Source organism: Bacillus sp. BC05(2025) (assembly GCF_056725905.1).
In genome coordinates this window covers 85,988-99,884 of record NZ_JBWYRA010000007.1, presented here as the reverse complement: position 1 = coordinate 99,884, position 13,897 = coordinate 85,988, and the positions used below count along the sequence as shown (strand labels likewise).

At 35.4% G+C, this 13,897-nt stretch carries 8 protein-coding genes and 1 pseudogene; all 9 read left to right on the top strand.

Going from position 1 to position 13,897, the window contains the following annotated elements; genetic code table 11:
- Positions 1-336 precede the first annotated feature (336 nt).
- The 9 genes and pseudogenes from ACZ76X_RS20750 to glnH all read left to right on the top strand — a co-directional run bounded on the left by ACZ76X_RS20750 (position 337) and on the right by glnH (position 13,849).
- On the top strand, positions 337-2,169 hold the full coding sequence (locus tag ACZ76X_RS20750) for a GAF domain-containing sensor histidine kinase (RefSeq protein ID WP_479851556.1): 1,833 nt from the start codon (positions 337-339) through the stop codon (positions 2,167-2,169).
- Position 2,170: 1 nt separating this feature from the next.
- On the top strand, positions 2,171-2,812 hold the full coding sequence (locus tag ACZ76X_RS20745) for a response regulator (RefSeq protein WP_000590673.1): 642 nt from the start codon (positions 2,171-2,173) through the stop codon (positions 2,810-2,812).
- A gap of 401 nt (positions 2,813-3,213) precedes the next feature.
- Positions 3,214-7,455, top strand: a complete 4,242-nt coding sequence (locus ACZ76X_RS20740) for a S8 family serine peptidase (protein WP_479851555.1) — start codon at positions 3,214-3,216, stop codon at positions 7,453-7,455.
- 257 nt (positions 7,456-7,712) lie between these two features.
- Positions 7,713-8,312 carry a TasA family protein gene (locus ACZ76X_RS20735; protein WP_479851554.1) on the top strand — a complete coding sequence of 200 codons (600 nt, stop codon included), beginning with the start codon at positions 7,713-7,715 and terminating at the stop codon, positions 8,310-8,312.
- A 591-nt stretch (positions 8,313-8,903) separates the two neighbouring features.
- Positions 8,904-9,526, top strand: a pseudogene (locus tag ACZ76X_RS20730) (CPBP family intramembrane glutamic endopeptidase).
- A gap of 23 nt (positions 9,527-9,549) precedes the next feature.
- Complete coding sequence (locus tag ACZ76X_RS20725; protein WP_479851553.1) at positions 9,550-10,521, top strand: phosphotransferase enzyme family protein; 972 nt, start codon at positions 9,550-9,552, stop codon at positions 10,519-10,521.
- A gap of 159 nt (positions 10,522-10,680) precedes the next feature.
- A complete protein-coding gene (locus ACZ76X_RS20720; protein WP_080495758.1) occupies positions 10,681-12,141 on the top strand; it encodes an alanine/glycine:cation symporter family protein in 1,461 nt (486 codons plus the stop codon).
- 136 nt (positions 12,142-12,277) lie between these two features.
- Positions 12,278-13,006 (top strand): amino acid ABC transporter ATP-binding protein, encoded by a 729-nt coding sequence (locus ACZ76X_RS20715; protein ID WP_164970758.1) that lies wholly within the window; start codon positions 12,278-12,280, stop codon positions 13,004-13,006.
- 12 nt (positions 13,007-13,018) lie between these two features.
- Positions 13,019-13,849, top strand: coding sequence for a glutamine ABC transporter substrate-binding protein GlnH (gene glnH, locus ACZ76X_RS20710; protein WP_098521273.1), 831 nt, complete (start codon positions 13,019-13,021; stop codon positions 13,847-13,849).
- Positions 13,850-13,897: the final 48 nt, after the last annotated feature.

Below are 13,897 nucleotides of genomic sequence, written 5' to 3'. Positions count from 1 at the left end.
AGAATAAAGTCGCTCCTGTTAATTTTTGCTTTTTGTGAGAAATTTATGCTTGGGTTATTTAGAAAAAGTAGGGGGATGGAAAGAAAGAGTATATTTGCGATATTAATATATATCTTTTGTACTATAAGGTGGTAAAACTAGCGGTATGCATAATTACATCATTCGATGAATAGGAAATTTATGAAAAGCGATTTATAATACTAGTATTGTGTCTTGCCTTTTTAGGTACAGTACACAGCCGGTGATTGGCTAGTGGAGGTTCTTCCATTTTGCCAGTGCCGGTTTTTTATTGGATAATAGAGAAAATGAAATTTTATAAAGGAAGAAGGGGTTGTTTTGAAGGATGTAAATTCTATCTTTATGAGAGAAAAGATTGCGAGTTCTTATCTTTATTTTATTTCTTTTCTTGGTTTGATTACTATAACTATATCTTTACTTGAAATTAAAATTCCTTCTTATCCAACGATATTAATATTGTTATTAATATTTATGGGGATTGCAGAGTATTTTCCTGTACGATTTTGGAGAGGAACTAGCTCGCTTACCTTTCCGATAATTTACGCTATGAGTTGGCAGTTTGGAATCCATATAACTATTATTGCTATTGTACTCGTAACACTAATTATTCACCTGCATCGTCGGTCGCCGCTACAAAGAATGTTATTTAATAGTACTCAGCATGCGCTTAGTTTGATCTTGGCCCAATGGTTTTTAAATAAATGTATGTCTTTATTAATTAACAAGATAGATATGTCAGTTCTATATGAAAATTTAATATCTTTGTTATTATTTTGCGTGTTTTTTTGTTTTTTCAACAACCGCTTTTACGATTTGTTAATGATACTCCTTCCGCAACCATATTCAATCTATCAGTGGTATAAAAAAACTGTAACTGTATTTCTTTGCGAAACTTTTGGTTTCTCTTATGCAGCACTGATGCATGTATTAATTAGTACATATAGTGTGGAAGTAAACGAGGTTACAGTACTGTTTTTCTTTTTCCCACTTGTAGCAGCTTCAATTATTAGTTCTTTTTCTGTACGGATAAGGATGGAGAAGGAACGATTATATGAATTATTTCTTATTACGACCGAAATTAGTCGAGGACTAACCGGAGGAAACTTGAAGCATATTAAACAAGCACTTAAAGGTTTTTTCGGCATACAAGCATATGTAATATGGACAAAAGATGATGGGAACTGGAATATTCTATTAAAAGATGGAAAAGTCCGCCCTCATATTTCTGACGATTCAGAAAAAACAAAGGCGTTTGAGGAACTTTCTAAAAATCTAGTATTTAATGATTGGAAAATTGGTACGGCTCCTAAAGATGAAATATTTGATAGTGTCATACGCTCACTTGTATATTTTCCTCTTATTGTAAATGGTGAACTAGTCGGAATGTTTGTTGCAGGAAAAAGTAGAACTGCAGGTTTTTTTCCGGAAGATGTACAGTCGTTAGCTACGTTTTCTAACCAATTAGCTAACGTAGTTAAAACAAGGATATTGATTTCTGAGCAGGAAAAAAGAATGATTTTAGAAGAAAGAAATAGAATCGCAAGAGAAATTCACGATGGTATTGCGCAAACATTAGCCGGGGTGATATTTCAACTAGAATCCGCGCAGAAAAAATACCGTGATAAACCAATAGATATGCAGCAAGTAGTAGAGAAAAGTATAAAAGATTTAAGAAGAAGCTTAGGAGAAGTCCGCTATTCTATTTATGCTCTAAAACCATATCCCACACAACAATTAGGACTTAAGCAGGCGATAGCGAGTAAAATAAAATCTTTAAAACAAGAATACGAACTAGATATTACATATCATGAAAGAGGTCATGCACGTGCGCTTAGTTTTCCAAAAGAAAGGGTTATTTTTGATACATTACAAGAGAGTTTGCAAAATATTGTAAAACATGCAAAAGCAGAAAAGACTGATGTTTTACTTAGCTATCAAAGTGAGCACGTGCTTTTAAGGGTTAAGGATAATGGAGTTGGTTTTTCATTATTTGAGTCTATGATTAAAACGAAGAATGAGCCACATTATGGTATATTACATATGAATGAACAAGCTGAACAATTAGGGGCTACTTTACAGATTGATAGTTCTGTAGGGAGAGGGACAGAAATTACACTGTTAATTCCAGATTCACAAACAAGGGGTGCGTAAAATGATTAAAATATTAGTAGTAGATGATCATGCTTTTTTACGGGACGCAATTCGGAGCATACTAGAGGATGAATCTGATATGAAAGTGGTTGGAGAAGCTAGCTCTGGGGATGGAGTATTGGGAAAAGTAGAAGAATGTGGACCAGATTGTATTTTGATGGATATTAATCTTCCAGGGAAAAATGGAATTGAAGCTACAGAGTTAGTGAAAAAAAAATATCCGAATTGCCGAGTACTTGTGTTTACAATGTATGAGCATGATGAGTATTTAATGGACGCACTTCAGGCTGGTGCTGATGGTTATTTATTGAAGGATTCATCATCGGAGCAGGTAGTAGCAGCGATTCGAATGTTATATCGAGGCGATTCTGTTATTCATCCGCGTATGACTAAAAAATTGATTACATATCATCAGCAAAAAATGAAAGTAGAATCAAATGAAAATGAACTGACGGAACGTGAAAAGGAAATTCTTTTTGAATTAGTAAAAGGACTTAGTAATAAAGAAATTGCTGAAGTTCTATATATTAGTGATAAAACAGTTAAAATTCACATCAATAAAATTTTTAAAAAACTAAATGTGAAAAGTCGATCGCAGGCAGTGATTTATGCAGTTCGAAATCAATTGGTTCCGCTAGATTAAATAAGAAATCTTTCAAAGAACTATCGTGTTGCTTTATTCTGTATCACAAAGAATAAAGGACAAGATAGTTCTTTTGTACTATGTAGGCATAGAATCCTTAGAGAAAAGATACTCCTTTTGTTTAATTTTCAGAATAATCTAAATGTGGAATAATAAAAATAGAATTACATTTTAACCTTGTTAATAATTCATTTTGTAAAAATATTTTGTTGGAAATAAATGATGGGGGGCCCTTATAGAAAGAGTAGAGTGAGTTTAGCTATATGAGGTATGGGGATGGTAGTAGTATTGGAAATCTTTCATGATACAAAAGATTAAGATTACTAGAGTTTCCAATGCTAAATGGGGATTTAAGAATCAATTTGTTTCAAAAAATAATATTAAAAATGGGGAGATGCAATATGAAACGAGGGAAATTTGGAAAGATTCTTATTGGAACGTTAACAGCTGGAATGTTATTGTCTCAAGGGATTCCATATAACGTATTAGCGGAAGAGGTAAATACATCTACTTTAACTGGGATTGATGATGCAAATGCTGTATTGAAAGGTCTTACAAAGGAACAACGTAATGCTTTGAAAACGTTAGATACAAAACCGGGTTTTGTTATTTCACCAGGTATAAATACAGCAAGCCCTAATAATGTGAATGTAATTATAGAATTTAAGCAAGCACCTAGCAAAATTGAGGTATTAAAACAAGCCGCTAAAGGAAAAAAGTTAGCTCTTTCAAATGCGGAGCAAAAGGTAGAGGCATCACATAAAGGGTTTAAAGCAGAGCTTGAACAGCTTCAAAAAAATAAAGATAAAGGTACAAATTTAAAATCTACAAAAATAACAAGAGAATATAAGAATGCTTTTAATGGTGTAGCAATGTCGTTACCAGCAAATATGATTGAAGACTTGGTTCGTACTGGTATTGTTAAGCGTGTATGGGAAGATCGTGAGGTCAAAATTGATTTGCCGAAAGAAACATCTAAGGCAGGTATCGAGCCAAAAATGGCAGATAGTGTACCGCAAATTGGTGTGGACAAGCTACATGATGAAAAAATAACAGGTAAAGGAATTAAGGTAGGTGTACTGGACACAGGTATTGATTACAACCACCCAGATTTAAAAGATGCATATAAAGGATATCGTGCAAAACAAGGTGAGGATCCAAGCAAAATAGATCCGAACTCCATAAAAGGATGGGACTTTGTTAATAATGATGCTGATCCAATGGAAACAACGTATAAGGATTGGCAAAATTCTGGAGGATATCCTGAGATTTATGAGGGAAGTGCATATTATACATCCCATGGTACTCATGTAGCTGGGACAATTTCTGCAGACAAAAAGAATAATGTAGATTATGCGGTTAAGGGCGTTGCTCCAGATGTAGATTTATATTCATATCGTGTATTGGGGCCGTATGGAAGTGGTCAAACAAGTGGTATCCTGGCTGCAATTGATAAAGCAGTGAAAGACGATATGGATGTTATCAATTTATCACTAGGAGCGTCTATTAATGATCCTTTATATCCTACTTCTGTCGCAGTGAACAATGCGATGTTAGCTGGTGTTGTTACAGTAGTAGCAGCTGGTAATAGTGGTCCGGAAGAAGGTACCATTGGATCACCTAGTGCAGCAGCACTTCCCATTACAGTGGGAGCCAGTGATGCTGCAATGACTATTCCAACGTTTTCCGCTGATGCAGGTGATGTACATGTAGATAAGATGATGCTACTTGGAAAAAGCTTTACTGATAAGATTGAAGATTTGAAAGGACAATCCTTATCGGTTGTATATGCAGGGCTTGGGAAATCAGGTGATTTTACAGGGAAAGATATAAAAGGGAAGTTAGCTCTTATCCAACGCGGTGATATTACATTTGATGAAAAAATTAAAAATGCTAAGGAAGCAGGCGCAAAAGCAGTAATTGTATATAACAATGTAGATGGGGAAATTACAAGTTATCTTGGAGAAAGTACATCATCTATTCCATCGTTCCGCTTAACAAAAGTAGATGGTGAGAAATTACAAGCAAAAGCTGTACAAGGAGATATGTCGTTAGCGTTCGGAGAACTTAGTAATATAAAAACAGAGGGAGATCACTTAGCTGATTTCAGCTCCCGTGGTCCTGCAACGAAAACAGATGATATTAAACCGGATATTGTAGCACCAGGTGTGTCTATCTTCTCAACTGTTCCTGAATATATTAATGATCCAAAGGATGGAGAAAATTATCCAGTAGCGTATGGACGTATGTCAGGCACATCTATGGCAACTCCTCATACTGCAGGGGTTGCGGCACTCATTTTACAAGAACATCCAAACTATAGTCCATTTGAAGTAAAAGAAGCGCTTATGAATACCGCGGTTGACTTGAAAGAAGAGCGTTCTGTATTTGAAGTAGGATCAGGTCGAATTGATGCGTATCGTGCGGTTCATGCAGATACAGCTATCGAGGTTATTGATAAAACATCAAACGTTGTAAATGATGAAGAAGTAGAAATTGAAGAAAAAACAGGTTCTATTGCATTCGGGTATAAAAATCAACTTGGAAATGGCCCTATTAAAGATAGTCGAAAAGTGTTAATTAAGAACAGCAGTAAAACAGATGGGAAAGAGTTTAAATTAGAAGTAGAGTTTTCACCTACAAGTGTAGGTGTGCAAGATGCAGCGAAGAATGGTGTGAAGCTGAACGTACAAGATTCTATTAAAGTAGCTCCTGGTACATCAGGTGAAATTAGCCCTGAAATTATCATCCCAGAAAATGCTGAATTCGGTAGATATGAGGGATATATTCATATTTCAAATAAAAACAATGAAAAAGAAGTATATCAAGTGCCATTTGCAGTGAAGTTCACAGAAAAAGGGATTGAATCTGTAGATTTGCTGAGAGACGCAATGGCAACAGATGCATCTAAATTCCATCCATTTATGGAAAGACCTAGTTCGCCTTTGACATTTAAATTAAATAGTCCTCTTGAAACCATTGATGCAGTTGTGAAGGACCGAAAGACAGGGAAGGCATTAGGAGTCGTTGGTACACTTAATGCAAGTAGTCTAACACCAAATGTTGAGTATATGATGTTTTCTGGTATGGGAGGGTATGTACTTCCGTTCACAGGAGATCCAGCTCATCCAATTGGGGATAAACCTGTTATGTTGCCTGATGGAGATTACGAATTGAACTTCGTTGGATATGATAAAGAAGGGAAATCGTATACAAAAGGCGATAGCATAATCATTGATAATGTAATACCTGAAATGAAATTTAAGGATGTACAACCTGGTATACACGAAGTCAATGATTCCATGTTTAAAGAAGAAGACGGCCAACGTGCATTATGGGTGCATGGTAATATTTATGATTCTACAGTAGATGCATTAAAGGCAAAAGGCTTGCAGTATGATCAAAAAGCGAATCAAATTGTATATTATCAAAACTCAGCCTTCCCATCAGGTTGGTTGAATACAATTCAAGCAAATGGTGATTTTAAATTTGGAGTACTTCCAGAGGAAATAAATGAGCCGTTAAATTTAAAATTATTTGGATATGACCTTGCCACTGCAGGCAATATGGCAACTGGATATAAAGATTATGTCTTTGTAAAAGAAGGGACAGAATACGCTGTTCCAAGTTATGACAAAGATAAAATCAAATTAGGTGAAAAAATTACGTTAACTTTGAATCTTAATAATGTAAAACAGCTTATGTCAGGTACATTTGAAATTCCTTATTACAAGCAGCTCTTTAAATTTACAGATGTGAAACCAAACCCAGCACTTACGGAATATGTAAAGCAACATGGACTGAACCTTAAATTAGAGGATCCGAAGATAAGTGAAGAAGGAACTTGGGAAAACAAGGTGAAAGTTGGCGCTTCATTGGAAGGAAAAGAATTTAAAGGATTAGATGGAGATACACCATTTTTAGATGTTACATTCGAGATGACGAGCGATGAATACTTTAATGATTTAACTGCATTTGGAGTAGATAAGTTCTCTTATACAAAAGTTGGTGCAACAGAAGGCAATGAGATTCCTGTGTTTAAAGATAAACCTTTTGCTATTGTGTCAAAACATTCAACGGTTACAGGATATATTGGTCCGGAAGCTTTCTTGAATGAAGAGGGGTATTTAGGTAAGAAAGACTATACAAAACTAGGAGCAAAAGTGTACGCAGTTGGCAAGGATGGAAAGAAATATACAGGAACGATTAATGAAAATGGGCAATTTGAGATTCATAGTGTTCCAGTAAGCGATAAAGAATATGACATTTTCGTAGAAATGCCAGGTCATTTAAATAGTAAATTAACAACAAAAATAGGGAAGATGCAAGACGGTGAATTAGTGGGACAAAACTTTAGAGCTGACATGGATGATAACCTTGCAGGTGATGTAAACGGCGATAAAATGGTAGATATTCAAGATGCTAGAATAGCAGCTTTATCGTATGGAAAAGGAAAAGTATCTGTAAAAGATGGAGATATAAATCAAGATGGTGTTGTAGATGAAACAGATATTCGTTTTATCGAGAAAAACTTCTTGAAAAAGGGGCCAGAGGCTAAAGAAAATCAGAAACCAAAAGAAAATGTAGGGCCAGTGACATTAGATAAAATCTTACGCTCTATTGGCTTAGAACCCAAAAAATAAGTGGCAAACTTCTAGAGTAAATAATGCAATCAGATAATGAATAGTAAATGAAATGAGATTGGCTAACAAATAACCGGTAATGATTTACGGTAACATTACCGGTTATTTTAAAAGTAATAGTCGTTTGGGTACATGAAGTAATTAGTTTAAACTAAGTTCGCTTTCGTTATGGGACAAGGTAGTTGTTTAATTATTATTGTTTGTGGGATGGAAATAAGGTTTGTAGTTTGAACTTTAAAAATAGGGGGACTTGTCAAATGGGCATGAAGAAAAAACTTGGTATGGGTGTCATAACTGCAGCGCTGGGCTTATCTTTAATTGGCGGAGGAACATATGCGTATTTTAGTGATAAGGAAGTATCACAAAACACGTTTGCAGCGGGTACTTTAGATTTGAGTGTGAATCCTGAAGTTGTTATTAATGTCGACAATCTGAAACCAGGTGATGAAATGGAGCGCGGTTTTCAATTAATTAACAAAGGAACCTTGGCAATAGGAGATGTGAAACTCCTGACAGATTACAGTGTAATCGATGATAAAGGAGATAATGGAAATGCTGATTTTGGTGATCATATCCGTGTTGATTTCTTGTGGAATTTGGATAAAAATGAAGTTCCAGTATGGTCTACTACATTATCTGAATTAAAGGTAGCTACGCAAAACGGAAGTATTCCTGATCTTGTACAAAAAGGTGTAGTAGACAGAGAAGGAAATGGACTTGCTCCTGGTGATGATGATACTTTCTACGTAATGTTCACATTTGTAGATAACGATGAAGAGCAAAATATATTTCAAGGAGATTCATTAAAATTAAATTGGACTTTCAATTCAATGCAGACAAAAGGTGAAGAAAAATAAAAATAAATGTTATATACGAGAATCAATTGATGAAGAATTGATAAATAAAAATTTTAATAGTGTAAAGGTTGATTTTGTGAATCAACCTTTTTTGTTTTTAGATTTTTTATAGTATTCATAGCAGTACTTCTAATATGTATGGTGAATTGAATAGAGGATATATAGAAGTGATGGAAACATATGCTTTTGGTTTTTACTCTTTTGTTGTCCTTTTTACTCTGTCATAATTTCCACCTCTTTTAGAATAAAGTTACCTCTGTTAAATTTTTCTTTTTGTGAGAGATTTATGCTTGGATTATTTTTGAAAAAGTAGCTTGAAAGTTACGTTACGTCATCTTTTATACTATAGAAAATAAGATATAGGGGATGATATAGATGACTTTGAGGCATATGTGGGGATGGAAAGAAATTTTATATTTATCCCGCTTTAATGGGCAGTAAGACCCCCCACCTCAAAATTCAGCGAAAGCACAGAAGTTAGTTGGGGGATCAACTGCCCATAAAAGTCCGATTGGTTCAACTAATAATCAGTGGGGGATGAAGAAAACCCCCACTGATTAAAGTTTCACTTTATTAGTTTTCGTATTTCTTATTGTCCCAGTAACAGTTGAAGCTTTTTTTATGAATATGCTTTAAAAATAATAGGGAACTCATTATATGCTGGAGTATTAATGGGATTTATAATGGCAGTGATATTTACTACTGTAGTTTATCTTTTTTGTATAAAAAGATATGAACTATCTTGGAAAGATATTGGAATTCGAAAGCTTTCATGGAAAGATTTTTTATGGACAGTTATAGTATTGATTGCCTTAATTGTAGTTAGTATTGCTGTATTAATGATAATGGAGAAGATGGGGATTTCTTTTGAAAATAGTAAAACGGAGACGGTCCAAAATGATAAATCAATATATTCGTTCTGTATCGCGGTAATTGGAGCAGTAGTTATATCGCCAATCTACGAAGAAATTTTATATCGCGGTGTTTTTTATACATTTTTTCGTGATAGATATGGTATATGGGGTGGAGTGCTTATAAGTTCTATAATATTTACTGTTGTTCATATTCCAACATACAACACATTACCAGTAAATTTTTTAAGTAGAGTAGTATTTGCGTGGTTATATGAGAAAACAAATTCTATTTTATCGGCTATGATTGCCCATGCATTATTTAATTTCATAGCAGTACTTCTCACATTTGTGTCGAATTAAGAAGATATATAGGAGGGATACATATGGAAATAGCTGTAGAACGTGTTTTTACAAAAGAAGTTTTAAAAAGAGCAGCGAGCTTGTTTCATGTAACAGTGGAAGAAAAGCCACTTGGAGATTTTGAAAATTATATTTTTAAGGCGAAGGGCGATCGTGACGAAGATTACGTATTACGTTTAACCCACTCTTCTCATCGTTCAAAAAAAGAAGTCGAAGCTGAACTAGATTTTTTACGATATGTTGCAGAGCATGGGGCAAAGGTAGCGGGGCCTCTTTATTCAACGTCTCAAAATCTTGTAGAAGAAATTGGAGCAGAGGATGAAACTTTCTTTTTCGCTTCCTTATTTACATATGCACAAGGTGAGCAAGTAAAAGGAGAAGGATCGCCTTATTGGGGCCAGCCTCTCTTTGAGGCATGGGGAAAAGCGATTGGGCAACTACATCGCCTAACAATGAACTATCCTAAAACAGACTATCGTGATACGTGGGAAGAAGACGAGAGTGGAATTGTTAATGAATTAGAAGATGATCAAGTGAAAAAGATTGCAGCGGTATTAATGGATGAGATAAAGGCCCTTCCAATTGAAAGAGAAACGTTTGGTCTTATGCATGGTGATATTCATCCAGGTAATTTTCATTATGATGGTAAAGAGCTAACAATCTTTGATTTTGATGATGCGGCTTATAATTACTTTATACATGATTTAGCGATGGTTCTCTATTACTCTGTTCTATTTACACCGTGGACAGCGGAAGAGAAGACAGATTTTGCTCGTAAACAGCTACAAGTGTTACGAAAAGGGTATGAGTATGAGCACAGGCTGGCGGATAGTTGGTATGAATCGTTACCGCTATTTTTACGTTTACGTGATATAGGTTTATATGGCACGCTTCAAAAGAAGTTTAAAGGGAAAGATATGCCAGTTCACTTCCGGAATTTATCAGAAGAGCTATACGAAAGAATTATAAAAAGAGAAGCAATTGTGAATATATAATACATTTTGTTCAAAACAAAGTATATAAAATAAATATATACTTTGTTTTTTTATACAAAAATATGTTTACTTTATTAAAATAATATTGTCCTAGATTCGGTATACACTTATAATTTTATATATATTCTGAATATTCTTTATAAAGAAGGAGGGGGAATGTTGGAAGCTTTCGTAAATTGGTTAAATAATATTGTTTGGAGTCCAGCACTTGTTTATTTATGTTTAGGAGTAGGTTTATATTTTTCTATTCGAACGAAGTTTTTACAAGTAAGACATGTAGGAGAAATGGTGAAACTGACATTTCAAGGAGAAAAATCAGAGGCTGGTGTTTCTTCGTTCCAAGCGTTAGCACTTTCATTATCAGGGCGTGTTGGGACAGGGAATATAGCTGGGGTAGCAACAGCGGTTGCCTTCGGTGGACCAGGAGCTGTATTTTGGATGTGGGCAGTAGCCTTTTTAGGAGCAGGATCAGCTTATGTAGAATCTACACTCGCACAAATATATAAGACGAAACATCAAGGACAGTTTCGCGGTGGACCTGCTTATTACATTGAAAAAGGTCTAGGTGTGAAATGGTATGCATTAGTATTTGTTGCAGCGACAATTCTTGCAACGGGGCTTTTACTACCAGGTGTGCAAGCAAATAGTATTGCTGTAAGTTTAGAAACGGCTTTTGGAATTAACACTACATTATCAGGCGCTTTATTAGTTGTTGTATTAGCTCTTATCATCTTCGGTGGAGTAAAGCGAATTGTTAACGTTGCACAAGTTGTCGTACCGTTTATGGCAGTTGGTTATATTTTAGTAGCTTGCGTTATTGTTGCTATGAATATTGAAAAATTGCCAGAAGCATTTATGTTAATTATAAGAAGTGCTTTTGCATTAGAAGCGGCTTTCGGTGGTATTATCGGTTTAGCAATTTCTTGGGGAGTAAAACGAGGCATTTATTCCAATGAAGCAGGGCAAGGAACTGGACCACATGCAGCAGCAGCTGCTGAAGTATCGCATCCAGCTAAGCAAGGTTTAGTGCAAGCATTTTCCGTTTACATTGATACATTATTTGTTTGTTCAGCAACAGCATTTATGATGATTATTACAGGCATGTATAACGTATTTGATGCAAGCGGAAAAAACTTTATCGTAAATAAATTAAATGGTGCTCAACCAGGACCGGGATATACACAGGCAGCAGTAGAATCTGTTTTCCCTGGATTTGGAAACGGTTTCGTTGCAATCTCGTTACTATTCTTTGCCTTTACAACAATTATGGCATATTACTACATTGCAGAAACGAATATCGCGTACTTAAATCGTGATAAAGACCGTCCTTGGATGTCCATGGTACTAAAGTTTGTATTCTTAGGAGCTGTATTCTACGGTTGTATAAAAACAGCAGCAACAGCTTGGGCTTTAGGTGATATCGGTGTAGGAATTATGGCGTGGGTAAATATCATTGCGATTTTACTATTACAAAAACCTGCATTAGTCGCATTAAAGGATTATGAAAAGCAGAAAAAAGAAGGAAAAGATCCAGTATTCGATCCAGGGCCATTAGGCATTAAAAATGCTGATTTCTGGGAGCATGAATACAGAAAAGATAAGAAAGAAGAAGTATCTTAATCGAATAGAAATGAAAAAGCAAAGGGAAAATCCCTTTGCTTTTTTTATGAGCAAAATGAAGCGGGCAGTTATTTTTTTGCCTATTTTTGAATATAAAAAGAATGTACATGCTTTGTTAGTGGAAGGGGGGAGTATGTTGATAGAGTTTCGTAATGTAAATAAATATTATGGCAATTTTCAAGTATTAAAAGATATTAATGTGCAAGTGAAGAAAGGTGAAGTGGTAGTAGTTGTTGGGCCTTCAGGATCAGGAAAAAGCACGTTGCTTCGGTGTATAAATCAGCTAGAGACAATTACAGATGGAGAGTTAATTGTACAAAATACGGAGGTACACAATGCCAAAACAGATATGAATGAATTACGCCGAAATATCGGAATGGTCTTTCAACATTTTTATTTATATCCACATAAAACGGTTCTTCAAAATATTACACTAGCACCTATTAAAGTAAATAAAGTTTCAAAAGAGGAAGCTGAGAAAACGGCAATGTTTTATTTAGAGAAAGTAGGAATCCCGGAGAAGGCTAGTGTATACCCGCATCAATTATCTGGAGGACAACAGCAAAGGGTAGCAATTGCTAGAGGGCTCGCAATGCAGCCGGAAATTATGTTATTCGATGAGCCTACGTCTGCTCTTGATCCAGAGATGATTGGGGAAGTACTTGATGTTATGAAAACGCTAGCTAAAGAAGGGATGACGATGGTTGTTGTCACGCATGAGATGGGATTCGCGCGGGAGGTAGCTGATCGGATTTTATTTATGGATGATGGCAAAATCATTGAGGATACAACACCGGCGCAATTTTTTGCAAGTCCTGAACAAGAAAGAGCGCGTCTATTTTTAAGCCGAGTGTTAAACCATTAAAGGAGGAGTTTTATGCTTAAAATGAAAAAGTTGTTTACGTTAATCGTATTTTCCTGTTTATTCGTACTTGTCGTTGCCGGGTGCGGAAGTAAAAAAGATGAGGCAAAAGAAACGAATACGAAGCAAGGCGGGGCCATTGAGCAAATTAAGAAGCGCGGGAAATTAGTAGTTGGAGTGAAGAATGATACGAACTTATTCGGATTGAAAAACCCTTCAACAGGGCAAGTAGAAGGGTTCGATGTTGATGTTGCAAAGGCGCTTGCGAAAAAAATTCTTGGAGATGAAAAGAAGTTAGAGTTAAAAGAAGTAACGTCTAAAACGCGTATTCCACTATTGAAAAACGGTGATATTGATGCAATTATCGCAACAATGACAATTACAGAAGAACGTAAAAAAGAAGTGGATTTTTCAGATGTATATTTTAAAGCAGGACAATCGTTACTTGTGAAAAAAGGGAGCGATATTAAAAGTATTGATGATGTGAAAAAGGGCGTGAAAGTGTTAGCTGTCAAAGGTTCAACATCTACAAATAATATTCGTCAAAAGTCACCGGAAGCGACTGTATTAGAATTTGAAAATTACAGTGAGGCATTTACGGCGTTAAAAGCAGGAAAAGGTGATGTTTTAACGACAGATAATGCAATTCTTTACGGCATGGCAAAACAAGATTCGAATTATGAAGTTGTAGGGAAAATTTTCACGGATGAGCCGTACGGAATTGCAGTGCAAAAAGGTGCAGATGATTTAACGAAAGAGATTAATAGCTTAATTAAAGACATGAAAGCAAGCGGAGAGTATGACAAATTATATGAGAAATGGATTGGGCAAAAACCAGAGAAGTAAAGTGATAAATAGTAAAAGTGAGAGGATGAGAGTACTCATCCTCTTCTT

Excerpts from the sequence above, each read along its gene's own strand:
- ACZ76X_RS20745 (WP_000590673.1), top strand. The coding sequence starts at position 2,171 with ATGATTAAAATATTAGTAGTAGATGATCATGCTTTTTTACGGGACGCA.
- ACZ76X_RS20740 (WP_479851555.1), top strand. The coding sequence starts at position 3,214 with ATGAAACGAGGGAAATTTGGAAAGATTCTTATTGGAACGTTAACAGCT.
- ACZ76X_RS20735 (WP_479851554.1), top strand. The coding sequence starts at position 7,713 with ATGGGCATGAAGAAAAAACTTGGTATGGGTGTCATAACTGCAGCGCTG.
- ACZ76X_RS20725 (WP_479851553.1), top strand. The coding sequence starts at position 9,550 with ATGGAAATAGCTGTAGAACGTGTTTTTACAAAAGAAGTTTTAAAAAGA.
- glnH (WP_098521273.1), top strand. The coding sequence starts at position 13,019 with ATGCTTAAAATGAAAAAGTTGTTTACGTTAATCGTATTTTCCTGTTTA.